This window comes from Streptomyces sp. V4I2 (genome assembly GCF_030817655.1).
In the GTDB taxonomy this organism is placed as follows: domain Bacteria; phylum Actinomycetota; class Actinomycetes; order Streptomycetales; family Streptomycetaceae; genus Streptomyces; species Streptomyces plumbiresistens.
This window is the reverse complement of record NZ_JAUSZM010000003.1, coordinates 3,617,590-3,640,623: the sequence shown is the minus strand read 5'-3', so window position 1 is coordinate 3,640,623 and position 23,034 is coordinate 3,617,590. Positions and strand designations below refer to the sequence as shown.

Here is a 23,034-nt window from a genome sequence, read left to right as displayed (position 1 = left end):
AGTCGGTCGTCCGCCCCACGATGGCGTCGGCGGCCAGGCAGAGGTCATCGTGGCGCTCCCGGCTTCGGTGTACCTGCGGAAAACCTGAAATCGGCAGGTCACGGCGCTCGATTTCCTTGTTGTGTCGGCATGGGGCTGCCATCCACGGCGTGGCCAGTCGAGTACCGGGCCGGCAGCAGAGGCGGCGCAGATGCCGGAACCTCGCGCGCGCAGGCCGGGGTAGGGCGAGACATGGCTGCTGCCTGGGCTGTGGAGAGACTGTCGCGGGGAAGTGTCTGGCCGCTGATCGTTGCTCGCAGTTACCCATGTGCTGCGCCGTTCGCGACGTGGGTAGCGTCATGCGGGTGGCGAGCGAAGACGTTGTGCAAGATCACCCTCATCGGCAGATCGTGCGTATCGGTGACACGATCCGCAGGCCCGTTCAGCCATGGACTGCGACGGTTCATTCACTGCTGCGACATCTGGAAGCGGTGGGCTTTCCGTACGCGCCCCGAGCCCTGGGGTTCGACGAGCAGGGCCGCGAGGTCCTGAGTTATCTCGAAGGGGAGTCCGGGTCGGCGGGCTGGGCCAACGTGGTGAACGAGCAAGGTCTGTCTGCGTTTGCCCGGCTGCTGCGTGAATACCACGACGCGACCGTGGGCTTCTCCCCGCCGGAGGGAGCGGCCTGGGCCGTCGGCACGGGTGGCGGGCAGGTCGAAGGCGAGGCGATCTGCCACGGAGACTTCGGTCCGTGGAACGTCGTGTGGCAGGGCCACCGGCCCGTGGGGATCATCGACTGGGACTTTGCGCGCCCGGCTCCGCGATTGCACGATGTGGCCTACGCGCTCGAGTACGTTGCCCCCTTCCGCAGCGACGCCGAGTGCCTGAGGTGGCTGGGCTTCTCGGAACCGCCCGCCCGCCGCAGACGCCTGGAACTGTTCTGCACTGCCTACGGCCTTCCCGCGGCGTCCGGCATGGTTGATGCCGTCATCGCCAGGCAGCAGGAGAACCTCGAACTCGTCCGCCGTTTGGCGGGGCAAGGCCACGAACCCCAGGCGACCTGGGTCGCTGAGGGCTTGCTCCAGGAACTCGACGGCAGGGTGGTCTGGAGCCAGTCGAACCGAAGCCTGTTCGAGAACTGACCGTTCGGTGCGGGCGCCGCTGGTAGGCCTGCAGGTCGGCGACCACGCGCGGGGCGTGGCCCTCCAGCAGGTCGCGGGCTGTGGCCTGGACGAAGGCGGCGAGGGCGGGCTGGGCGGGGTGCAGGTCCTCGGCGGCCTTCCACAGGTGTTCGAGCACGTGCACGAAGTCGAAACGATGATGTCGATGTCCACGCCGCGTCCGGCGGCTTCTCTTTCCAGACACTCCAGCTGGTGGTTGGCGCCGTCGCCCAGCACGATCCAGCGGCGGCCGTGCGTCGGGTCGCGCTTTTCGGGCCTGGTCGAACAGCTTGGTGACCATGGCGGCTGTGGAGTGCTCCAGGGAGGCGTCGATCCAGAGGCCCGCGGCGCGCGGCCTGCTCCTGGCGCCCTCCGTAAAGGTCCCTTTGCTTGAAAGCTTCATGGCTGCTGTCGCCGGAGCGCTCGTGCTGCCTGCGTTCCGAACCTCGCCATCCCCGTGACCGATACGACGACAGATTCGCTTGCAGCTCGCTGTCCATAGAGTCGGGCCTGGTCAGCGCACTCGCGCGCACCGCGGGAGACGACATGGCGACCGCGATCATCGAAACCGGAAGCAAGGACAGGATCGCCGGGCCGGCACGCCCCCTGCGCACAGAATGCGTCGCCGTCTCAGGAGGAGCGTGACCCGCGCGAGCGCCGGAAACCGTCGACCACAGCCAATTCACCGGAGGACCGCATGGACACGTCGCGAAGTAGCTCGCAGCCCGCAGGACACATTGACGTCGAGGGCCACGCAGGGGTGCTTGTCGCTCGTCTCGACGGAGGCCCGCATGCGGTGTTCGATCCCGAGATGTCCAAGCAGCTGAAAGAGTTGGTCGATCGTGCAGACCGCGATCCGGACATCCGCGCGGTCGTCTTCACCGGTACGCATCCTGACCGCTTCTTGAGTCATTCTGATGTGCGCTGGCTACAAAAAGGTGGCACTGGATTCCCGCCGATCAACACGCGCGTGGCCAAGCTCGCAACGCGCACGGCGCGACTCATCAACCGAGTGCCGGTCGTCAGAACGCTCGCGGGGATGACCCGGCTCAAGACACTTCTGCAGCTCGACGGCTTCCATGCCACCTTCCTGAAGATGAATGCAAGCGGCACCATCTTCGTCGCGGCGCTCAACGGGTCGGCACTTGCCGTCGGCGCGGAACTGGCATTTGCCTGTGATCTGCGCATCATGGCAGACGGGGAGCATGCCATCGGCCTGACAGAAGTCCTGCTCGCACTGACACCGGGTGGCGGCGGCTCTCAGCGACTGCCTCGTCTGATCGGTACTCAGCAGGCGTTGCTCTCCATTCTCGAAGGCAGGCCGTTCACGCCTGCAGAGGCTCTCTCGCTCGGTGTGGTCGACGAAGTGGTGCCACAGGAAAAGGTCCTCGCACGGTCGATCGAGCGCGCAAAGTATCTGAGCCTGCGCTCGAAGAAGTCCCTCGGAGCCATCAAACGATCCATCTACTTCGGCAGCACCCTGTCGCTCGAGGACGGCTTGCAGTTCGAGCACGCCGAGTTCCTGGTCAGAGATCAATCGAAGGAAGCTCAGGGGCGGATGCTTGCATACATCGCCACCACGGACGCCACTGGCGAGCTCCCTCTGTTGAATCGTGAGACGTACACGCGAGCACTCGCCGCCGGGCGACTCGGAGGTAGCCCAAGCGAGTAGATCGGGTCGATTGTCGGGACGCATGCGGAACGGTGCGACGGGCCGAATGACTGACGGGTGTTTTGAGGCGGCGATGACAGCGAAGCCGTACGAAACGTGGAGCGCCGCCGCCGTTGACAGCAGGTTGTCTCCAGTGGAGGTGACGGTGGAGATGTCGACGGTTGTCAGTCCCGGCAGCTGTAGTTCTTGATGGTCCGCCCTGCACATCACGGTTGACCGAGCTGGGGCGCCTCCGGATCCCTTCACCGTCTGCGGTCCCAAGAGCACTTGCCAACCACTCGCTCTCCCGCTTAGTATTATGGTCATAATTCAATTGGCTCTGGAGGCCACAATGGCTACAGCAACCCGACCGGTGGCACTCGTGACAGGCGCGTCCACCGGTATCGGAAAGGCGGCCGCCCTCGCGCTCGTCGCAGCGGGTTTCGAGACGGTGGGAACGAGCCGGAAGACGTCGGGGGCCGACCGTCGTGACGGCGTGACGTTCCTCGCCCTCGACGTGGGCAGCGACGATTCGGTCGCTGCCGCGGTCGAGCAGGTGATCGAGCGGTTCGGGCGGATCGACGTCCTGGTCAACAACGCGGGCATCGGCTCCTCGGGCGCCGCCGAGGAGAACTCTCTCGCGCAGGCCCAGCGCCTCTTCAACATCAACGTCTTCGGTGTGATGCGCATGGCCAAGGCCGTTCTCCCGCACATGCGCGCCCAGGGAAGCGGGCGCATCATCAACATCTCGTCCGTCCTCGGGTTCCTCCCCGCGCCCTACATGGCCACCTACTCGGCGTCCAAGCATGCGCTCGAGGGGTACACCGAGTCCCTGGACCACGAGATACGCGAACACGGGGTCCGGGCCCTCATCGTCCAGCCGGGCGGTACCAAATCCTCGTTCGAGGCGAACACCGTCGAGCCCGACATGCCCATGGACATCTATGCGGAGCAGCGGCGCATCGCCGATCAGGTGGCGTTGGCGGTCAACGAGGAAGGCGACGATCCCGCCATCGTCGCGAAGGCGATCGTCGCGGCCGCCACCGGCTCCAAGCCGAAGGTGCGCTACACCGCCGGCCGGAGCGCCCGGCTCCTCAGCGCGGCGCACCGTATCCTTCCCGCCGGGGTCTTCGACGGACAGATCCGCAAGAGCAACAAGCTCGCCGGCTGAGATCCGCAGCCTGAAATGGCGGGGTGCGGAGTTCGTACTCCGCCGGGCCGAGCATGCCCGGCGCGGAGTGTCTGCGCCGGCGGTTGTGGAAGATTTCCAGGTACTCGAAGAGCGTGGTGGACAGCCCCAGCCGGGTCCGCCACGCAGTTCCGATCGAGCCCATCGAGGGCAGCAGCCCGGAGGCCCTCGCGCGCTGGGTGAATGCCCAGGACCCGAACTGCACTCCGTGGACACTCACTGTCGGAGTGGATGATGGTGCCGCCCGGCCGCGGGGAGCGGTTGCCGATGGCCATGGCCATGGCCATGGCCAGGGCGTTGGTGGTCAGTGCCGCGGTGGGCGAGGAGCGTGGTTACTGCCGAGAAGCGGGCTGCGGCAATGTGCCCCTCTGCGGTCGTGGGCTGCCGATGCCGAACTGCCCTCGCGTGCCTGAGTGAGTGCGGTCCTGGCGTGACCGGCGGATCGGGGACCAGTCGATGTACGCCTTGACACATCAGCGGTCGGTACGACTTGCGCGCCCATGACTACGACGGCTGCAGCGACCGCTGCACCGCCGTGGACCCGCTGCCGTCCTCGGATGGGCAGACTGCACCGATCCCCACGACTCCGCCCTCAACCGCCCCACCGTCCGCCCCACCGTCCTCAGTGGACCCAGACGCCCCGTCGTATTCGGAACCGTCACGGGTCTTGTCACCAGTGCAGGCGTCGTGCCAGTGTCCGGGCAATGGTTACGTAACCATTGCCGATTTACGCGGGTCCGAGTGTCTGTATCCGGACCCTGGTTCATCACTGCCTCGGCTCAGGTGGCGAACCCGCACTCCGCCCTCCGCGATTCCCGTCACTGGAGACGACATGACCAAGACCCCGACGCGGTCGAGAAGACTGGCCAGTGTGCTCATGGCCGGCTTCGGCGCGACACTCCTGTTCCTGACCACCCCCGCCCCCGCCCTCGCCCAGTCGGCAGCCGAGACGGCGGACGGCTCGTACGCGGCGGTGAAGACCGCGCCGAAGGGCGATACCAGTGACTTCCGCGGGGTGAACTGGGCAGACCCGCGAGACAATTACGCCAGTGACGCCGTGGTGCCCAGCGGGCTGTCGGTGACCGACGACTACCGCACCGTGTACCGCACCACGGGTCACATGGTGCGCGGCTTCAAGAAGAACCTGGGCGCCAACACGCTGCGACTACCGATCAACCCGGCCAGCGTGGGCACCACTTGGTGGAAGTCGTACCGGGCGACGATCGACGCGGCCACGGCCTACGGTGACAAGGTCATCGTCAGCTACTGGGAGGCCAACACCAGCAAGGACGGCCTGGTCGACGACACGGCCGCCTGGAAAACGATGTGGAACACCGTGGTGCGGGAGTACAAGAACAACCCGCGGGTCTACTTCGAGCCCATGAACGAACCGCACGGCTACACCCTGGACCAGTGGGTGTCCGTCACCAGTGGCTGGCTCGCCCAGCACAAGGACGTCCCGCGCGGCCGGGTCGTGATCAGCGGTACCGGCTACAACGACAACGTCACCGGTGTCGGCGCGGCACCCGAACTGCGGGGAACGCTGCTGTCGCTGCACTTCTACGGCTTCTGGGCCAGCTACACCCAGCAGGCGGACTGGACCGCCGACCTCGAAGCCCGCATCGGCAAGTACGCCGGCCGGACCATCATCGACGAGGCCGGCTCCCCGATGACCACCGGTCTGAACTACGGCGCGTGGAACGGCAACGTCTACACCTCGTATCTCGCGGCCGTGGCCAACACCGCCCGCAGCAAGGGGATGGGACTGGTCTACTGGCCGGGGCTGAGGTTCGACGACGCCTACTCGATCGAGTCGCTGGACGCCGAGGGCAACCTGGTGGACAACAGCGCCACCGGAGTCGCCCTGCTGCGCTGGGGCTACGGCTTCGGCACGACCCCGCCCGTCAACGACCTGCCGCCCGCGCCTCCCGGCGAGGTCCTGCGCGGAGTGGGCTCCAACCGCTGCGTCGACGTGCCCGGCTTCAGCACGACCAACGGCACCCAACTCGACCTCTGGGACTGCAACGACGGCGGCAACCAGTCCTGGAACTGGGACGCGGACAAACAACTCACCGTCTACGGCAACAAGTGCATGACGGTGGGAGGCACCGGAGCCACGGCGGGAGACCCCGTGGTCATCTCCGACTGCACCGGCGCGGCGGCACAACAGTGGAATCTGAACGCGGACCTCACCGTGACCAGCGTCGCGAACCCGGAGCTCTGCCTGGACGCGGCCGGAGCGGGCACCGGCAACGGCACGGCGGTCGATGTCTGGTACTGCAACGGAAGCAGTAACCAGCAGTGGACCAGAAGCTGATGCCGGTGTCTGTTCCCCTCGACCACTGATCCGAACCGCACGGGCCCGGCGAGTACCCTCGCCGGGCCCGTGCGGTTCCCGCGCGGACCACCAGCCGCTACGGCGTGGTGTACGTCGGCGGACAAGCGTGGTCGATCACTCGCAGCTCGGCGCCTGCGGAGCGTCCTTCGCGTGCCGTGTCAGATCGCAGACCGTTTGCAGCGCCACCTTCCAGGTGTCGTCCTGGAAGACGGCCGCTCCCGGGCCGCCGGTGTCCAGCCGACGGCCCTCGCGCGTGAGGGTGTAGCGGACGTCGGCACTGAGGGACGAGGTGTACGACACCGAGGTCACGTCGGCGCGGAGGCGACTGCCGAGCGGGTCCGCGAAGAGGTTCTCGGTCATCAGCGCGTTCTCGTAGCCGTCCTCGATGACGTCGCTTCGCTCGTCGACTGATGACTCCGGGGCGAAGAGGATCCGCCAGGCTTCCCTGATCTCCTTCTCGGCCTCCACCGGGTCCTCCGGTGCCGTGCCGGTCGGCGTGGGGGATCGGGACGCCGGCGGTGACGTGGCGGCCGTTGTCGGGTCGGGCGGGGCGGTGGCGGGCGTACGCGTCGAGGGGGCTGTGTCGTCGCCGTCGCCACCGCTGTCGCAGGCGCTGGTGAGGGCGAGGGCGAGGGCGAGGACAAGGGTGACGGCGGAAGCCGTCGCCCAGGCCCCGCGCCGTGTCGTGGCGGTCATGGGACTGCACCTCCGGGGTCGCCTGTGGCAGGACTACCCGAGGTGGGTGGAATCATCCGGACGGTTCCGAGAGCATGGCCGCCGAGAACTTCTGAGAAGGCGACGCGCCACGCCGGCTTCCGGCGGGTGCTATGGAGACGCGGCCGGACAACTGGTCCGGGCGGGCGGGCAGGCGGTGCGGGGTGGGCGGCGTCGGCCGGCGCCGGGCCGCTGTGTGCCGGGTCGGTGGCCTGGTTGCGCCGTGCCGGCAGCTGACGCCGAAGCCGGTGCCTGTACCCGGGTGAGCTGACCCGCTCGCGGTTCAGCGTGTCTCGGCCACGACCGCCGGGGCCGGGGCGGCGTCCCGCAGGCCCATGCGCAGGTGCTCGACGTGGTAAAGGGCCTGCTCCAGGAGTTCGGCGACGTGGTTGTCGTACAGGGCGTAGATGATCGAGCGGCCCCGGCGCTCGCCGGTCACCAGACCGAGGTTGCGCAGCAGACGCAACTGGTGCGAACAGGCGGACTGTTCCATGCCGACGGCGTCGGCGAGTTCGGTCGCCGCGCACGGACCCTCCTGGAGGCGCGCCAGGATCCGGAGCCGGGACGGGGTGGCGAGGGCCTGGAGCGTGGCGGCCACGTCGGCGGCGCCCACGGTCTCCAGGCGTTCGCGTGCGGTGGCGGTGGTCTTGGCGTCAGCTCCGTGGCCCATGCCCTCATCCTACGGAGAGACGCCCATGAACGTATGAATGGGTCTTCATGTGGTCCTGTACGGTGGAGTGAGCGGCGCCGGGTTTCCGGCTGCCGTTACTCCGTCATGCCGTCGTGAAGGACTTCCGCTCCGATGACCTCCACCCTCACCCCGCCCACGGCCGACCGGGCCGCGCCCTCGCGCGCAAGTGACGCGGTCCGGCGTCGTACCCGGGTCCTCGCCCTCCCCGAGGCGCGCTGGGCGACTGCCGCCACCGCCTTCTTCCTGCTGGCGCTGCCTCTCCAGCTGACCGGCGCTCCGGCCTGGGCGTGGGGCCCGCTGTACGCGCTGTCGTACGCGACCGGCGGCTGGGAGCCGGGCTGGGCCGGCCTTCAGGCGCTGAAGGAGAAGACCCTCGACGTCGACCTCCTGATGATCGTCGCCGCGCTGGGCGCGGCCTCGATCGGGCAGGTCATGGACGGCGCCCTGCTGATCGTGATCTTCGCGACCTCGGGCGCCCTGGAGGCGCTGGCCACCGCCCGCACCGCCGACTCGGTGCGCGGACTGCTCGACCTGGCACCCGAGACCGCCACCCGCGTCGCGGACGAGGGCAGCGAGGCGACCGTCGCCGTCGAGGACCTGTGCGTCGGCGACACGATCCTCGTACGCCCCGGTGAACGCATCGGCGCCGACGGCCGCGTGCTCGACGGGGCGAGCGACGTCGACCAGGCGACCATCACCGGTGAACCCCTTCCCGTGACGAAGGAGAAGGGCGACGAGGTCTTCGCCGGCACCCTCAATGGCACCGGCGCGCTTCGGGTACGGGTCGAGCGGGACGCCTCCGACACGGTGATCGCACGGATCGTGCGGATGGTGGAGGAGGCGTCCGAGACCAAGGCGCCGACCCAGTTGTTCATCGAGAAGGTCGAACAGCGTTACTCGCTGGGCATGGTGGCCGCGACCCTCGCCGTGTTCCTCGTGCCGCTCGCCTTCGGAGCGAACCTCACGGACTCGCTGCTGCGGGCGATGACCTTCATGATCGTGGCGTCGCCCTGCGCGGTCGTGCTGGCGACGATGCCGCCGCTGCTGTCGGCCATCGCCAACGCCGGCCGCCACGGTGTACTGGTCAAGTCGGCCGTGGTGATGGAGCGGCTCGGGCAGGTCGACGCGGTGGCGCTGGACAAGACGGGCACGCTCACCGAGGGCACCCCGCGGGTCACCGACATCCGGCCGTTCCCCGGATCCGGCCTGGACGAGGGCGAGTTGCTGGCCCTCGCGGCGGCGGCGGAGAACCCGAGCGAGCACCCCCTGGCCAGGGCGGTCGTCGCCGCGGCGCGCGAACGCGGGCTCGCGCTCGCCCCGGCGGAGGGCTTCGACTCGACGCCGGGCGTCGCGGTGACGGCCACCGTCGACGGGCGCGCGGTCATGGTCGGCGCCCCGGCCCGGCTGCTGAACGAGGCCACCGACGCCGCCTCCGCCCGCGCGGTGGTGCTCGCCGGTGAGCTGGAGGAGGGTGGCACGACCGCCGTGCTGATCACCCTGGACGGTGCTCCGGCCGGCGTGCTCGGCATCGCCGACCGGCTCCGACCGGACGCGCGGGAGACCGTGGCCTCGCTCGCCTCCCTCACCGGGACCGCACCCCTGCTCCTGACCGGCGACAATCCTCGCGCCGCCGCCCGCCTCGCCGCCGAGGTCGGCATCGAGGAGGTACGGGCCGGGCTGCTGCCGGAGCACAAGGTGCGGGCGGTCCGGGAGCTGGAGGACGGCGGCCGCAGGGTGATGGTCGTCGGCGACGGCGTCAACGACGCCCCGGCGCTCGCCGCCGCGCACACCGGTGTCGCCATGGGCCGGGCCGGCTCCGACCTGGCCCTGGAGACCGCCGACGCGGTGATCGTCCGCGACGAACTCGCCACCGTGCCCGCCGTGATCGCCCTGTCCCGCCGGGCCCGCAAGCTCGTCGTGCAGAACCTCGTCATCGCCGGGGTCTTCATCGCCGTCCTGGTCGTCTGGGACCTGGCCGGCCACCTGCCACTGCCGCTCGGCGTCGCCGGCCACGAGGGCTCCACCGTCATCGTCGGCCTCAACGGACTGCGGCTGCTGCGCGAGTCGGCCTGGCGGCGGGCCGCCGGGTGAGCCGCTGCAGGGCTCCCGCCCAGGCGGCGCACGGTCACCGTATGCCGGGCCGCCACTGCGGGACGCCGAGGGTCCCCGGCGTCGACCACGCCGCCCGGCTGCCCGGCTGAAGGCGGAGTCGGGATCCGCCGCCCAGGTCCGGGCGGTGAACTGCCCGGACGCGTGCGAGCAGGGTCGGCGTCATCGTCGTCAAGGCATGGCCCTTGCCCCCGAGGCGACTCGGAGTACAGGGGCCCGTGCGGCGAACGCCCGGCAACTGCCGGGTACTCGCGCTGGGCGTGCAGGAGCCGCACTGGAAGGAGTCCTGGTCGATGAACGCCTGCTGCAGGGCGCCCGGTTCATCGCCGTCGGCCAGGTCCAGCAGCGAGGTGCGATTGTCCACCGTCACCGTCCGCCGGGTCGCCAAGAAGGTGTCCGGCATCGTCGGCGGCACCCGTGGCAGGGAGATTTTCCGCCCCCGACGCCCCGCTCCCCCCAGGGCGTGAACAGCCCCCGGCGGTCACCCGTACCCCTTGTCGAACGCCCGGCCGCTGGTGCGGGCAGGGACAGCCGGATACGGAGAGGCACGTGTCACACGAGCTGGAGCAGGCAGAGCAGCCAGAGCAGCCAGCGCACGCAGCGCACGCAGCGCAGGCACAGCGAGGACGCACCGGACGTACGCCACCCGCTGCCCGTCTCGTACGCGGCGCCGCGCTGGCCGCGAGTCTGGCGTTTCTTCCCCTGGTCACGGCCTGCACCGGTGGGGATGCGGACGGCGCAACGGCGAGCGACAAGCCGTCGGAGATATCCGCGGCCCCCGCGGCCGGTGTCGTGGCCCCGGCGAAGGTCGAGGTGATCGCCAACCTGACCGGCTGCAAGCCCGAGATCCGCATCGACGCGGCCGAACTGCGCCAGGGCCTCTGCCACACGAAGGAGGTCGACTACCTCATCACCACCTTCCCCGAGGAGAAGTACAAACAGACCTGGCTGGATTCCGCCGCCGTCTACGGAGGCAAGTACCTGGTCGGCACGCGGTGGATCGTCAGTGCGAAGGAGCCGGAGATGCTGGAGCGGTTCCGTACCAAGCTCGGCGGGACCATTCAGCAACTGCGGGGCATCGGGCCGACTCCGGCGCCGAGCGCGTCGTAGTCGTAGCGGCTGTCATCCCGTCAAGTCGCGGTGACGGGCGTAGTTTCTGTGCGACGGAACGCCCACAAGTCGACGCCGTCGCCTGGGCGCTGCACGATGGAGGGAGCGGCGCTCGGGCGCGGTCATGGCGTGCGGGGCCGCCGACCGAAGGAGGCCGGCCATGGCTGACGCCGGTTCCGTGGCAGTACCGGGGGGTGCGGCGCCGGGGGCGGGTGCTCTCCTCGAGGTGGACCACACCCATGGGGAAACCCGCCCCTGGAAGATACGCATCGTCAGGCATCCGGAGCGCTCCGTGTCCGGCCACTTCCGCGCCGCCAAGAAGGTGGTCAAGAAGATCCTCGAGGAGCTGAGCGCCGCCGGGGCCGACGCGCCGTACGGGCCGGGGCCCCACGAGATGCACCACGGCGGCAGCCTCTGGGTCATGACGGGAAGCGGCTGGCGGATGTACCGGGCCCGGGTCGGCATCGAATGGAGCATGCAGTTCTGCGCCGACCCGGCGAAGATCGACCGGCTCCGCCAGGAGGCCGCCGACCTCGTGGCCGCCTTCCCGTTCACGCTTCCGGCGCTGGACGCCCTCGGCTACAAGCGCGCACGTGACCTCCTGAGCAGGCCCGTCACCGATGCCGACAGCGTCGAGGCCTGGACGGACTCGCTGTTCAACGCGTGCGTGCCGATGAGCAACCCGCACCACTCGGGGGTTCTGCCCAAGGCGGCCGGCGAACACCACTACCCCTGGCCGACCAAGTCCGCGGACTTCTTCAAGTTCGACGACTTCCAGCTGTGGGTCACGCTGCCCGACGGCACCCACGCCGGCGTCGCTCCGGTGGACCGCCGGGGTTCCGGTGACGGCCATGTGCGCATCGTCCACGCCCGGCACGGCACCCCGGCCGGGGACGTCCTGGCGGAGGCTCAGCGGCGCCGCATGATGGCGGTCGCCGCGCCGGACAGCCCGGTGGCCCTGGCGGCGTTCGAGCAGCAGATACCGCTCGGGGCGGACACCGCGTCCACCCCGCCCGTCGGTTAGGCGAGGAGCGATCATGCCGCGCAACATCGTCATCTGCCTCGACGGAACGGGCAACCAGGTCGGCGCCCGCAACCCCACCAACGTGGTCAAGCTGTACGAGATGCTCAGCACCGACGACCCCTCGCACCAGCTCCTCTACTACGACCCCGGCGTCGGCACCATGTCGTCGGCCGGCGCGCGCGGGCCGCTCGGCCACCGGCTCTCCCGGCTCAGCGGCCTCGCCTTCGGGACCGGGCTCAGGGCCAACCTCGCCGAGGCCTACACCTATCTGATGCGGCACTGGGAGCCGGGCGACCGCGTGTACGTCTTCGGATTCAGCCGCGGCGCCTACACGGCCCGCGCACTCGTCGGGATGCTCAACAAGCCGGGGCTCATGCGCCCCGGAGCCGAGAACCTCGTCCCGTACGCCGTGGCGAAGTACGCCTTCAACCACGACATCGACCGCAGCCAGCAGGAGGTCGCGCGGTTCTCGCGGGCCTTCTGCCGGCACACCCACACGGACCCGCTGTGGGAGACGGTCAAGCGCAACGACTCCAAGCAGGTCTCGCGCTACGCCGTGCCGGTCGCCTACCTGGGGCTCTGGGACACCGTGAAGGCGGCCGGCATCCTCCGCCTGGGCAATCTGCAGTGGCCCTACACCCGCTCCCTGCCCAACGCCGCCCGCATCCGGCACGCCGTGTCCCTCGACGAGCGGCGCCGTCCCTACCGCGAGTACCTCGTCAAACCCCGGCCGCAGCTGACCCGGGACACCCTCGAGGAGGTCTGGTTCGCCGGGGTGCACTCCGATGTCGGCGGCACCTTCGACCACGCGAAGGGCGACCCCCTGCTCTCCACCGTCACCCTCAAGTGGATCGTCGACGGCGTCCACGAGGACCTGCTCTTCCGGGCCGGTGCCTACGCCGAGGCGACGGCGCTGACCAAGGAGTTCGCCGGCGCCCCCGTCCACCGCAACGGCCCGCTCTGGTTCCTCGCAGGCAGGCGGTCGCGTGCCGTGCCCGAGGACGCGGTGTTCCACGCGAGCGTCCGGGTCCGGCAGCAGCAGGACCGGGGATACCGCCGCGGCCTCCCCGACCCGGACGACCTGGCCCGCTGGGCGGACCCGGGGTGGACGCAACCGGTGATCGGGCCGGGGGTGACGGAGGCGCTCAGCCGGGGTGACGCGGCGTTCAGCGTCCCAGTGCCCCCAGTACGGCCTTGAGCTGGTCCAGCGGCTCGGGGCCGATGACCCGGAGTACGACCGTGTCCGCCCCCGCCGCTGCCAGGTCCTGGACGTGGGCGGCGGCCTGGGCCGGTCGGCCGGAGACGGTGAACACCTCGTCCTGCGGGCGGCCGAGCCAGGCGCCCTGGCCCTCGGTGACCGGGTGTAAGGTCCGGGCCACCTGGTCGGGGTCCTCGCCGACGCAGCAGAAGGACAGCACGGTCAGCGTGTGGTCGGCGGCGGCTCCGCCCTTGGCGGTCAGCGCCCGGGTGTTCTCCAGGTCGCGCGGGCCGTGCCCCTCGGCGATCAGCGTGCCGTCCGCGACCCGGCCGGACAGCTCCAGCGAGCGGGAACGGACCACGCCCGCGACCACCGGCGGTACTTCGGCGGGCGGGTGCACCAGCTGGATGCCGTCCAGGCGCACCTCCCGGCCCGCCAGTTCGACGCGCTCCCCGCGCAGCAGCGCGCGCACGGAGGTGATCGTCTCCTCCAGCAGGGCCAGCGGTGAACCCGGCGCGACGCCCACCGAGACCATCCACCCCCGTACCCCGTGCCCGATCCCGGCCACCAGCCGTCCCGGGAACACCCGGGCCAGTGTCGCCAGCTCCATGGCCAGCAGGGCCGGGCTGCGCAACGGGGCGGGTGTGATGCCGATACCGACCCGGAGGCGCTCCGTCGCGCCCAGCGCCACGGCCGCCGCCGACACCCCGCCGTTCCAGCCGAGGTCCTCGACCACCCACAGGTCGTCCACACCGAGCGCCTCGGCCTGCCGTGCGAACCCGGGCAGCCCCTCCGGGGCCCAGTCGCGGTCGTACATCACACCGATCCGAAGGTTCGTCATGCGTCGGAACCTATGCCCCGGCCGAGGAACGGATCAACGCCGTATTCGTACGAGAGGATCAACGCCCGGATCAGGGCCGCCCCGAGCTGTCACCGGCCGCGCCGTGCCACCGCCGTGCCACCGCCGTGCGCAGGGCCGTGCGGAGCTCCTCCGGGGGTGGCGGGCCGTCGGTGCCGGTGCTGGCGGTGACCGCCGCGGCGACCGTGCGGAGCTTGGTGTTGGAGAGCTGGGAGGCCTCGCGGAGGATGGTCCAGGCCTCGTCGGACGTACAGGCATGGGTGGCCATGAGGATGCCGCGCGCCTGGTCGATCACCGGACGGGAGGCGATCGCCTGGCGGAGCTGGTCGACCTCCTGCTGGAGGTGCCGCAGTTGTTCCGCGCGTTCCACGGCCACCGCCGAGGAGGCGGGCGGGTGCGGTGGCTCGGGGGCGGATCCGCCGTCCGCGGGCCGCACCGGGTCCGCGGTGTCCAGGCCGACCAGCTCCAGGATCCGGCGCGGCTGGCCGTCCCAGTTCGCGGTCATGACCGGGATCCCGTGCCGGTGGCCGTAGTCGCCGAGGGTCTCCAGGAACTCCAGTCCCGCCGTGTCCATGAAGCGCACCTCGGTCATGTCCAGCTCCAGCCGGCCGATGCCGTCCGGCAGCTCGGCCAGTGCCTTCGCCAGGACGTCCGCCGATCCGTGGATGAGCTCCCCGCGCGGAACGAGCACCGCTCGGCCCGCGTCCACGCGGCTCTCGATCACCAGGGCCTTCATCCGCCCCGCGAGAGATGTGTGTGCCGCTGAGGTCATGTCCCCGCCTTGTAGATCACCGACAGCCTTCATGACGTTGCCTGCCCCCGTGCCCCCGTCCGCCCGGCCGGCCAGGTGGTGCCAGGCGGTGCTGACTGAGCGCCTGCCCGCCGTACGGCGTAGTACACACCGGCCGTGGGAATGGCCGGTCCGGTCCGGGGTATGTGCGATCGAGTCCGGGAAAAGTGGGGAGGCGGTGTGGGCATCCGATACCTGACCGTCTCCGGGACCGCGGGCGCGGTCCCGGAGCTGACGGTGTCCCCCCTGGTCGAGCGCAGCGGGCTGCGCGTGGCGGGGGAGGTCGGTCTGACGACGCACTCGGTGTGGGAACGCGCGCTGGAAAGGGCCGTGCGTGAGGACCAAGACGTCTACTACCTGGAGCTGTCGTCCGTGACCTTCGTCGACGTCGCCGGCGCCGGAGCGCTCGCCGCCGCAGCCCAGCAACTGGGCGACGGGCGGCGGATCGTGCTGGACCGGCCCCCGGACACCCTGCAACGGGTGCTGGAGATGTTCTGGCCCGACCTCTCGGCGATCGAGGTGTCGATGTCATGAGTGCCGCGGCCGAACTCTTCGATCCCTTCGTCCACCCCGCCCTCTTCTACGGCGACGAGCAGGAGTACCTCGCGGGCACGGTGTCCTTCGTGCGCGCCGGCCTCGCCGCCGGCGACCCCGTGGCGGTCGCCGTCCCCGGCGAGAACCTCCGGCTCATCCGGGACGGGCTCGGTGCCGACGCCGACGCCGTACGGCTCCTGGACATGCGGGAGGCCGGGCGCAACCCCGGCCGGATCATCCCCGGCGTGCTGCGCGCCTTCGCCGACGCCCAGCCGCCCGGCAAGCGGGTGCGGATCATCGGCGAGCCCATCTGGGCGGGCCGCTCGGAGACCGAGTACCCCGCCTGCGTCCAGCACGAGGCGCTGATCAACGCGGCCTTCCAGGGTCGCACGGTGAGCATCCTGTGTCCGTACGACGTCCGGCGCCTCGCACCGGAGGTCGTCGCCGACGCGTACGCCACCCACCCGACCGTCATCCAGGCGGGCGCGGGGCAGGAGCGGGACAGCGGGGCGTACGACCCCGACGACGTCGTGGACCGCTACAACGAGCCGCTGCCGCCCGTCGACGGCGTGCCGGCCTTCGCCTTCGACACGGAGTCCCTCTCGCAGGCCCGGCACGTCGCCACCGACGTGGCCGCGCGGCTCGGTCTGGCCGGCACCCGGCTGCAGGACCTGGCCCTCGTCACCGCCGAGCTGACCACCAACAGCGTGGTGCACGGCGGCGGTTCGGGCACCCTGCGGGTGTGGGCCGAGGACGAGCGCGTGGTCTGCGAGGTCCACGACAAGGGCCGCCTGGCGGACCCCCTGGCCGGCCGCCGGCCCGCCCCCCGCGATCAGCGCGGCGGACGGGGCCTGCTCATGGTCAACCTGCTCGCCGATCTGGTGCGGGTGCACACGGGGGTCGACGGGACGACCGTGCGGTGCTGGTTCGCGCGCTGACGTCAGCGGGGGTCGTATCTGCTCGGGCGGTGTCGCAGGTGTGCTCGAACGCGGCCGGCCGAGGCGGCCCGGCGGCGCGGTTCTCGGACCACTCCTGGTCGGTCAGCCGGTGGCCTCAGGTGGCCAGCGGGTCCAGGACCAGCGGCTCGATCTTGCCCTCCAGCATGTAGCCCAGGCCCTGGGCGGCGCACACGTCCGGCCGTTCGGCGATGTGCACCGGCATGCCGGTCGCGTGCCGCAGCATCTGGTCGAAGCCGGGCAGCAGCGCGCTGCCGCCGACCATCATGATCCCGCGGTCGGCGAGGTCGGCCACCAGGTCGGGCGGGCAGTTGCGCAGCACCCGGCCGATGCCGTCCAGTACGGCGGTCAGCGGGGTCTCGATCGCGTCCCGTACGGCGGCGGTGTCGACCTGGACGGACCGGGCGAGGCCGGTGGCCACGTCCCGCCCGTGGATCTCGGTGGAGGCCGGGCCCTGCGGGGTGAGGCCGTTGCCGGAGAGGGCGAGCTGCAGCGGCCGTACCGACTGGCTGGGCAGCATCAGCTCGTGCTCGTGACGCAGGTGCTGCACGATCGCGTGGTCCACGGCCTCGCCGCCCACCGGGATCCGCTCGGCGGTCACGATCGACCCGAGGGAGAGCACGGCCACCTGGGTCGCCGCCGCCCCGCACACCATGATCATGGTCGCCTCGGGCCGCTCGACGGGCAGCCCGCACCCCACGGCCGCGGCGATGAGCGTGTCGACGAGCTCCACGCGGCGCGCCCCGAGCCCGACGAGCGTCTCGATCGCGGCACGCTGGGCCAGCGGGTCGGCGTCGTGCGGGATGCAGGCGGCGGCCCGCAGCCGGGGCTTGCGGCGCAGGGCGCGGCGGACCTTGTCGCCGAGCAGGTGGCGCAGCATGCGCTGCGCCATCTCGATGTCGACGACCGTGCCGCCGGACACGGGCCTGACGACGCGGATGTAGTCGGGCGTACGGCCCGTCATCCTCTCCGCGAACTCGCCGACCGCGATCAGCGCGCCGGTACGGGTGTTCACGGCGGCGGCGGACGGCTGGTCGACGACGAGCCCGGCCCCCTTCACGTACACCCGCGTCCTCGCCGCACCCAGGTCTACGGCGAAGTGGCAGCGGCGCAGCTGCTCCAGGCTGGCGGTCATGGCAGGTCCTCCCGAGAGCACAGACCGTGAGCCGCCGGGTGGCGGCCTCATAGGCATCGTGCGGGGGCGGGGCAGGGGGCGCGTCTTGTGGTGGGCCGGGTGGGGTGCCGCTGAACGGGCGATGTGTCACAGGGAGCGGGCGGCCTCCAGTACCGGCGCGAGGGACGGGACGGTGATCTCGCAGCCGGCCTCGCGCAGACTCTGGTCGACGGTCGGGTTGCGGGCCAGGCCGATGAAGCGCAGTCCGACCTGCTGGGCGGCGGTGAGTTCGGCGACCGTGGAGCCGATCAGCACGCCCGTGGGAGCGGGTACGTCGGGGGAGCGCAGGGCGCGCAGCAGACAGTCGGGGTGCGGCATCAGCAGGCTGAGATCGTCGCTGCGGCCGTGGACGCCGGCCAGGGGGAGACGGTACGGCTCCAGGTAGCGGTGCACGGCCTGTTCGCAGACGTCCGTGACCACCAGGACCCGACGGTCGGCGGTGTGCAGTGCTCGCACCAGGGCGACGGAGTTGTGGGTCGTGGGCGCGTCCGGGACGGCCCGCAGTTCGATCTCGTCGAGGCGCCGGCGCAGGGTCGGTCCGAGGCGGTCGTGCGCGAAGGCGCGCAGCACGTCCAGGGGATGGACGAAGACCTCCCGTCCGGGGCCGTCGGCGGTGGGCAAGGGGTGCCGTCCCGCCAGTGCGTCCTCGGGGTCGCGGTGCTCGGCGACGACGGAGAGCAGGTCGAGCGCGGCCTCGCGGGCGGTCTGCGCCGAGTACAGACGGGTCACGGGACCGTCGAAACCGAGCAGCACGGTCTCGGCCTCGCCGAGGACGTCGGACAACGGGCGCCGCGCGGGCACCGCCCGCCCCGGCACGGGCAACGGCGCCCCCTCCGGCACCAGGTGCACCGAGAACGACACCGACAGCCCCGGCACCGGCCACGACGACGTGCGCAGCCCCGAGTTCACCGACCGCTGGGCCGCGCCCGCCCGGCGCAGTGGGTGACGCCGGGTGATCCGGCCGGCCGCGGTGAGCAGGTGCTCGAGCAGTACCTCGGAGACCCGCGGAACCTCGCCGTGCACGAACGCGACCGGGTCCTCCACCCGCCAGAACAGCTCCACGGCCGCGTGAAAGGCGCCCTTGCCGGAGCTGGGCAGGGACACCTGGTGGAAGGCCTGCTGGGTGGTGAGGTCGACCTCGTAGTACGTCGTCGCCCGCGGCGGCCCGGAGCCGTGCGGACGGGCCGGGTTGAGGAGCGTGAGCGGCCCCTCGGGCTGGGTGTGGACGATGGCGGTGCGGCCGGGGGCGGGGATGCCGAGGCTGTGCAGGTCGTGGGTGATCAGTGGGCCGTGCACCAGGTCGCGGTCGTCGGTCCGGGGCTGTGACGGGGCGAGCGGGCAGTACCAGGCGAGGGGCGGGGTGTCCGGTGCGGTGCTGCCGTACAGCGGCTGGAAGCGCTGGGTGCCGAGCGCGGCGGAGCTGGCCGCGAACTCCTCGTACAGGGCGGGCGGGACGACGACCTGGAGGTCGGAGGGGGTGCGGTCCTGGAGACTCTCCAACTCGGGCGGCAGGCCGGGCCGGTCCCAGAACGTCACCTGGAGACGCGGCGGGTCGGCCAGCCTCGCGAAGGCCTCGGGGAGCCCGCGCAGGACGGCCACGAGGAGGGGGAGCAGGTAGGCGTCGGGGTCGGCGAGCACGGCATAGCCGTTGTCGCGGACGCGCACCTCGTGCTGATGGGGGGCGAGGGTGCCGCGGGACAGGAACTCGTGCACCGCGTACTCGAGGGAGATACGGGCCTCGGGGAGGCCGCTCAGGTCGTCGGCCTCGAAGAGGATCGCGGAGCGCCGGGTGACCGTGGTCCTGTCCTCCAACTCCGCGAGTTCACGGGTGAGTTCGTCGCGGAGGGCGCGGAGGCGGGTGCGGGCGGCCCGGGCGGCGGGGCCGGGGACGCCGTCGAGGGGGTCGCCGTAGAAGAGGTCCAGGGCCTGGCGGAGTTGGGTGCGTCGGAGGTCGGGGGACTGGTCGGGGTCGCGGTGGCTGAGCTTTTCCAAGAGGTCCACGTCGATGTGGTGGTCCGCCGCGTGCAGCGCGTAGCCGCCGGAGAGGATGACGAGCGTGCAGGGGTCGACGAGCCGCCATACCTGCGCGGCCAGGTCGTCGATGATGCGCGCCGCCTCACCCGGCGCGGGCGGATCGTCCCACATGCCCTGGGCCAGCTCGGCGTAGGTCAGGCGCCGGCCGTGCCTGAGGAGCAGCATGCAGAGCAGGGTCTGGACATCGGGTGAGGGCGAGGCCACGGGGGAGTCCTGGTGGCTGATCCGCAGCTCGCCCAGCAGGGTGAACCGGCCCGACTCGGTGGGTTCGACGTTCGCGAATTCCTCGACCGCGATGCGGGTGGGTTCGCTCAGGTCGCCGCCGGCGATCCGGTCCAGCAGCCCCCGGTGCTCCGGTGGCGCCTTCGGTACCCGCCGGGCCAGGTCCTGGAGCATCCGGTCGAATTCTCGGTAGTCCGCGTCCGGGTTCTTGTCCAGGGATTCCTCGCCGAGAGCGAACCGGCAGATCAGGACGGCGCCCTCCGGCCGCAGCAGCAGCCCCAGCAGGCCGCGCTGCCCGCGCACCAGGCCACGTGCGTGCAGGGCCGCCAGCCCCGCCCCTCCCTGACGGGCCAGGCGCGCGAACATCGTGAAGGACAGCGGGTGACCGCCCTCCTCGGTCACCTCGCGCACGGTCACTCCATCCACGAACTCCGCGACCAGGTAAGGCTTTTCTCCGTCCACCCCGAAGTCGAGCACCCGCACCACGTACGGACTGTCGACCTCGGCCAGCGCGGCAGCCTCCCTGAGGAACCGTTCCCGATACCGCTCCGCCTGCTCCGGATACAGGTGTACGACCACCCGCTCCTCGGTCCGCACATCCACGGCCTCCCACATCCGCTGACCCGGGCCGCGCTCCCCGACGATCCGGTAACGCCCTCCGACCAGCCGCTCCGCCCCACCCCCGCCCAGCCGCCGTACCGTCTCCTCGCTCACCGTCGCGAACACCGACCCCGCGCCGCCGGACGCCCCGCCCGTCTCCGCCCGGAACTCGCCCGCCGCCAGCCCCGCCCGCTCGTCGATCAGCCCGCCCACCTGCGCCAGGAACTCGCGCGTCCGCCCCCGGGCGGTCCGCGGCAGCGACCGCAGGAGCAAGTCCCGTACACCCGGACGGAATTCATACCTCCCCGCCGGTCCGGGGACGGCCTGGAGCATGCCGCTGAGGATCACCTCGGCCAGGTGCTGCGGGCGTGGATCGCGGTCCACGGTGCGCTGGACGAGGCGCATCACCGGCACGGAGGGGACCGCCAGTGCGAGGTGGCCGGCGAGGCGGAAGGCCTCCGGGGAGGCGGTGGCGCGGAAGCGCAGCACCAAATCCTCCGGGCCCAACTCGGCTATGTCGGGGGCCTGTTCGGCAGGTGGCCGCGGAACGACCGGCAGCCAGGCCGCCGCTCCCGGCATCCGGCTGCCGCCCGGGTCGGCCAACAGCGCGGCCCAGTTGGCGAGCCAGGGCGCGCCGGGCTCCAGTACGGGGAGGGGGACGGCCGTGGCGGGTGGCGGTGGGGTCTCCGGGTCGTACGGCAGGAAGGTGAGCGCGGCGGACGGGGCCGCCGCGGCCGGAGGTGTCAGCAGGCCCGGTTCGGCGGGCAGTGCGGTGCCGGCCCACAGGTGTTCGGGGAGCGGCTGGACCACGGCCACCGGCATGCGGGCCGCCCAGTGACGCAGCGTGCCGTACCAGCGCGCGCCCGTCTCGCCCGGGCGCCACTGCGGGCCCATGCAGTCGCTGACGACCAGGGTGACCGTGCGGCCGTCGTCGAGGGCCGGGACCTGGCGGGCCCGGCCGTCGGGGCCGGCCGGGTGCAGGGTGACCGTGCGGAAGATGCCGGACTGGGCGAGGACGGTGTGCAGTTCGCGGACCAGGGGGCGCCACACGGGCATCGTGGGACCGGTGTCGTGCACGAGGTTGAGGCGCAGCCAGCGGTCGGGGGCGGGACGCAGTACGGGCACCCACACCGCGGGGTGTGCGCCCAGCCGGGCGATCCGGTCGGCCGTCGCCCGCTCGTCCAGGACGCGGGCGCGCGGTGACGGCACCTTGCGCTTGAGGGGACGCAGGGCCCGCTGCAACGCGAGGGGGCGGTGCAGCATCGGGGGTGCGGGGGCGAGGAAGCGGGTGCCGCCGCCGCTGTTCGGGCCGGGGACGCGGGGTGCCGGGGTGGGCAGGAGCAGGGGGACCCGGGCGTCGTGGTGCGGGGCGGGTGCCTGGTCCGGCGGGCGTGGGCGGTCGGCCTCGGGGCGGGGCGGTACCGCGACGGGGGCGTCCGGCGCGGGGGACGCGGTCCGGGGCTCCCGGCCCGCGGACGCCGCCGCCCCCTCCTCCGTACGCTCCAACTGCCCGGCCAGCCACAGCAGTTCCGCCAGCTCGCGCGGAGTCGGCCCGTCGGCCTCCGCCGCGGCCGCCAGGACCGCGGAGAGCCGGGCGACGGGCGAGGCGGAAGCGTCATCGGATCCCGTGCTCGAACCCGCCCGCTCAGATGCCATCGCCGTCCGCCGCCGCGCTCAGGTACGGCATCAGCTGCTCGGCCAGCTCGTCGCGGGAGGCGGCGTCGAGGCCGGCGACGCCGGTGAGGTAGATCGCGTTCAGGAGCTGGTCGGTGGCCAGCTCGCCGCTGCCCGCGCGCTCCAGGAAACGGGTGATCAGGGGCTCGGCCTCGCCGTCCGGGCTGCCGAGATGGGCGCGGACGATGTCGGTGAGGCGGCCCCGGTCGGGGCGGCGCAGCTTGAGACGGACGCAGCGGCGCAGGAAGGCGGGCGGGAACTCGCGCTCGCCGTTGCTGGTCAGGACGACGAAGGGGAAGGCGCGGCAGCGGACCAGGCCGCGGGTGATCGCCACCGGACCGTCCGTGCCGTCGGCGAGGACCTCGGCGCGGCCGTCGTCGGCCAAGTGGCGGGCCGCGCGGACGAGTTCGGGGATCTCGTACTGGCCCTCCTCGAGGACGTTGAGCAGGTCGTTCGGCAGGTCGAGGTCGCTCTTGTCGATCTCGTCGACGAGCAGGGCGCGCGGGCGCCCGTAGGGGAGCAGGGCGGTGCCGAGGGGGCCGAGGCGCAGGTGGTCCTCCACGCCGCCCCGGCCACCGCGGTCGCCTCCCGGGCCGGGCCGGGAGGCGTACAGCCGGGACAGCGGGTCGTACTGGTAGAGGCCGTCGGCGAGGGTGCTGCGGCTGGTGATGTTCCAGCGCAGGACCGGTCCGAGACGCAGTTCGCGGGCGACCGCGTACGCCAGGGAGGACTTGCCGGTGCCGGGCGGCCCGGTGACCAGCAGCGGGCGGCGCAGACAGAGCGCGGCGTTGACGAGCTGGACGGTCTCCGGCGAGGCGACGTACGTCTTCGCGCGGTGCATGCGGTCCGGGGAGACGGCGGCCTCGTCCTCCTCCTCGGCGGGCGGTGGCAGCGCGGGACCGCCGTCGAAGGCCCGCCACGGGGGCGGGGCGGGCAGCTCGTCGATGCCGTCGTGCGGCTCGCTCTTGCCGGTGTAGACGGACCAGTGCGCCATGAGGTGGTCTCCGGGCTCCTTCTTGCTGGGGTTC

19 protein-coding genes are annotated in these 23,034 nt (G+C 71.6%); 11 read left to right on the top strand and 8 right to left on the bottom strand.

Going from position 1 to position 23,034, the window contains the following annotated elements:
* Window positions 1-344: 344 nt before the first annotated feature.
* From QFZ76_RS17405 to QFZ76_RS17385, 5 genes are all read left to right on the top strand, one after another.
* Window positions 345-1,121 (top strand): aminoglycoside phosphotransferase family protein, encoded by a 777-nt coding sequence (locus tag QFZ76_RS17405; RefSeq protein ID WP_307674608.1) that lies wholly within the window; start codon window positions 345-347, stop codon window positions 1,119-1,121.
* 55 nt (window positions 1,122-1,176) lie between these two features.
* On the top strand, window positions 1,177-1,533 hold the full coding sequence (locus tag QFZ76_RS17400; protein ID WP_307674607.1) for a hypothetical protein: 357 nt from the start codon (window positions 1,177-1,179) through the stop codon (window positions 1,531-1,533).
* 402 nt (window positions 1,534-1,935) lie between these two features.
* Window positions 1,936-2,811 carry an enoyl-CoA hydratase/isomerase family protein gene (locus tag QFZ76_RS17395; RefSeq protein WP_307674606.1) on the top strand — a complete coding sequence of 292 codons (876 nt, stop codon included), beginning with the start codon at window positions 1,936-1,938 and terminating at the stop codon, window positions 2,809-2,811.
* A gap of 331 nt (window positions 2,812-3,142) precedes the next feature.
* Window positions 3,143-3,961, top strand: a complete 819-nt coding sequence (locus QFZ76_RS17390) for an oxidoreductase (protein ID WP_307674605.1) — start codon at window positions 3,143-3,145, stop codon at window positions 3,959-3,961.
* Between the two features lie 850 nt (window positions 3,962-4,811).
* The gene (locus QFZ76_RS17385) at window positions 4,812-6,296 is read left to right on the top strand and encodes a ricin-type beta-trefoil lectin domain protein (RefSeq protein ID WP_307674604.1); all 1,485 of its coding nucleotides are present in this window, start codon (window positions 4,812-4,814) and stop codon (window positions 6,294-6,296) included.
* Window positions 6,297-6,431: 135 nt separating this feature from the next.
* Here the strand turns inward: QFZ76_RS17385 and QFZ76_RS17380 are convergent, their stop codons facing one another.
* Window positions 6,432-7,013: a hypothetical protein gene (locus tag QFZ76_RS17380; RefSeq protein WP_307674603.1), complete on the bottom strand. Its 582-nt coding sequence runs from the start codon at window positions 7,011-7,013 to the stop codon at window positions 6,432-6,434.
* Window positions 7,014-7,314: 301 nt separating this feature from the next.
* Window positions 7,315-7,701 (bottom strand): metalloregulator ArsR/SmtB family transcription factor, encoded by a 387-nt coding sequence (locus QFZ76_RS17375; protein WP_307674602.1) that lies wholly within the window; start codon window positions 7,699-7,701, stop codon window positions 7,315-7,317.
* Between the two features lie 132 nt (window positions 7,702-7,833).
* Between QFZ76_RS17375 and QFZ76_RS17370 the strand changes: the two genes are divergently transcribed.
* A complete protein-coding gene (locus QFZ76_RS17370) occupies window positions 7,834-9,813 on the top strand; it encodes a heavy metal translocating P-type ATPase (RefSeq protein WP_307674601.1) in 1,980 nt (659 codons plus the stop codon).
* Window positions 9,814-9,847: 34 nt separating this feature from the next.
* Here QFZ76_RS17370 and QFZ76_RS51750 read toward each other — a convergent pair whose 3' ends face one another.
* A complete protein-coding gene (locus QFZ76_RS51750; RefSeq protein WP_373464309.1) occupies window positions 9,848-10,234 on the bottom strand; it encodes a hypothetical protein in 387 nt (128 codons plus the stop codon).
* A 146-nt stretch (window positions 10,235-10,380) separates the two neighbouring features.
* Here QFZ76_RS51750 and QFZ76_RS17360 point away from each other — a divergent pair, with 146 nt between their 5' ends.
* The 3 genes from QFZ76_RS17360 to QFZ76_RS17350 all read left to right on the top strand — a co-directional run bounded on the left by QFZ76_RS17360 (window position 10,381) and on the right by QFZ76_RS17350 (window position 13,163).
* Window positions 10,381-10,941, top strand: a complete 561-nt coding sequence (locus QFZ76_RS17360) for a hypothetical protein (protein ID WP_373464308.1) — start codon at window positions 10,381-10,383, stop codon at window positions 10,939-10,941.
* Window positions 10,942-11,101: 160 nt separating this feature from the next.
* Window positions 11,102-11,965: a DUF6424 family protein gene (locus tag QFZ76_RS17355; RefSeq protein WP_307674600.1), complete on the top strand. Its 864-nt coding sequence runs from the start codon at window positions 11,102-11,104 to the stop codon at window positions 11,963-11,965.
* 13 nt (window positions 11,966-11,978) lie between these two features.
* Complete coding sequence (locus QFZ76_RS17350; RefSeq protein WP_307674599.1) at window positions 11,979-13,163, top strand: DUF2235 domain-containing protein; 1,185 nt, start codon at window positions 11,979-11,981, stop codon at window positions 13,161-13,163.
* Here QFZ76_RS17350 and QFZ76_RS17345 read toward each other — a convergent pair.
* Window positions 13,132-14,004, bottom strand: coding sequence for an LLM class flavin-dependent oxidoreductase (locus tag QFZ76_RS17345; RefSeq protein ID WP_307674598.1), 873 nt, complete (start codon window positions 14,002-14,004; stop codon window positions 13,132-13,134). The two genes, QFZ76_RS17350 and QFZ76_RS17345, sit on opposite strands and share 32 nt — an antisense overlap.
* Before the next feature lie 70 nt (window positions 14,005-14,074).
* Window positions 14,075-14,794 carry an ANTAR domain-containing protein gene (locus QFZ76_RS17340; protein WP_307674597.1) on the bottom strand — a complete coding sequence of 240 codons (720 nt, stop codon included), beginning with the start codon at window positions 14,792-14,794 and terminating at the stop codon, window positions 14,075-14,077.
* Window positions 14,795-14,998: 204 nt separating this feature from the next.
* Here QFZ76_RS17340 and QFZ76_RS17335 point away from each other — a divergent pair, with 204 nt between their 5' ends.
* Complete coding sequence (locus tag QFZ76_RS17335) at window positions 14,999-15,346, top strand: STAS domain-containing protein (RefSeq protein WP_373464520.1); 348 nt, start codon at window positions 14,999-15,001, stop codon at window positions 15,344-15,346.
* Window positions 15,343-16,284, top strand: coding sequence for a sensor histidine kinase (locus tag QFZ76_RS17330; RefSeq protein ID WP_307674595.1), 942 nt, complete (start codon window positions 15,343-15,345; stop codon window positions 16,282-16,284). Before QFZ76_RS17335 ends, QFZ76_RS17330 begins: the two co-directional genes overlap by 4 nt.
* A gap of 115 nt (window positions 16,285-16,399) precedes the next feature.
* On the opposite strand, the gene QFZ76_RS17325 is transcribed toward QFZ76_RS17330, so the two are convergent.
* From QFZ76_RS17325 to QFZ76_RS17315, 3 genes are all read right to left on the bottom strand, one after another.
* Window positions 16,400-17,437: a rod shape-determining protein gene (locus tag QFZ76_RS17325; RefSeq protein ID WP_307674594.1), complete on the bottom strand. Its 1,038-nt coding sequence runs from the start codon at window positions 17,435-17,437 to the stop codon at window positions 16,400-16,402.
* A gap of 126 nt (window positions 17,438-17,563) precedes the next feature.
* Window positions 17,564-21,988 carry an SAV_2336 N-terminal domain-related protein gene (locus tag QFZ76_RS17320; protein WP_307674593.1) on the bottom strand — a complete coding sequence of 1,475 codons (4,425 nt, stop codon included), beginning with the start codon at window positions 21,986-21,988 and terminating at the stop codon, window positions 17,564-17,566.
* Window positions 21,978-23,000 (bottom strand): MoxR family ATPase, encoded by a 1,023-nt coding sequence (locus QFZ76_RS17315; RefSeq protein WP_307674592.1) that lies wholly within the window; start codon window positions 22,998-23,000, stop codon window positions 21,978-21,980. Before QFZ76_RS17315 ends, QFZ76_RS17320 begins: the two co-directional genes overlap by 11 nt.
* Window positions 23,001-23,034 lie beyond the last annotated feature (34 nt).

Bases quoted from the DNA above. Each gene is read 5' to 3' on its own strand.
- QFZ76_RS17390 (WP_307674605.1), top strand. From the start codon at position 3,143: ATGGCTACAGCAACCCGACCGGTGGCACTCGTGACAGGCGCGTCCACC.
- QFZ76_RS17385 (WP_307674604.1), top strand. From the start codon at position 4,812: ATGACCAAGACCCCGACGCGGTCGAGAAGACTGGCCAGTGTGCTCATG.
- QFZ76_RS17380 (WP_307674603.1), bottom strand. From the start codon at position 7,013: ATGACCGCCACGACACGGCGCGGGGCCTGGGCGACGGCTTCCGCCGTC.
- QFZ76_RS17375 (WP_307674602.1), bottom strand. From the start codon at position 7,701: ATGGGCCACGGAGCTGACGCCAAGACCACCGCCACCGCACGCGAACGC.
- QFZ76_RS17370 (WP_307674601.1), top strand. From the start codon at position 7,834: ATGACCTCCACCCTCACCCCGCCCACGGCCGACCGGGCCGCGCCCTCG.
- QFZ76_RS51750 (WP_373464309.1), bottom strand. From the start codon at position 10,234: ATGCCGGACACCTTCTTGGCGACCCGGCGGACGGTGACGGTGGACAAT.
- QFZ76_RS17355 (WP_307674600.1), top strand. From the start codon at position 11,102: ATGGCTGACGCCGGTTCCGTGGCAGTACCGGGGGGTGCGGCGCCGGGG.
- QFZ76_RS17350 (WP_307674599.1), top strand. From the start codon at position 11,979: ATGCCGCGCAACATCGTCATCTGCCTCGACGGAACGGGCAACCAGGTC.
- QFZ76_RS17345 (WP_307674598.1), bottom strand. From the start codon at position 14,004: ATGACGAACCTTCGGATCGGTGTGATGTACGACCGCGACTGGGCCCCG.
- QFZ76_RS17340 (WP_307674597.1), bottom strand. From the start codon at position 14,794: ATGACCTCAGCGGCACACACATCTCTCGCGGGGCGGATGAAGGCCCTG.
- QFZ76_RS17330 (WP_307674595.1), top strand. From the start codon at position 15,343: ATGAGTGCCGCGGCCGAACTCTTCGATCCCTTCGTCCACCCCGCCCTC.
- QFZ76_RS17325 (WP_307674594.1), bottom strand. From the start codon at position 17,437: ATGACCGCCAGCCTGGAGCAGCTGCGCCGCTGCCACTTCGCCGTAGAC.
- QFZ76_RS17320 (WP_307674593.1), bottom strand. From the start codon at position 21,988: ATGGCATCTGAGCGGGCGGGTTCGAGCACGGGATCCGATGACGCTTCC.
- QFZ76_RS17315 (WP_307674592.1), bottom strand. From the start codon at position 23,000: ATGGCGCACTGGTCCGTCTACACCGGCAAGAGCGAGCCGCACGACGGC.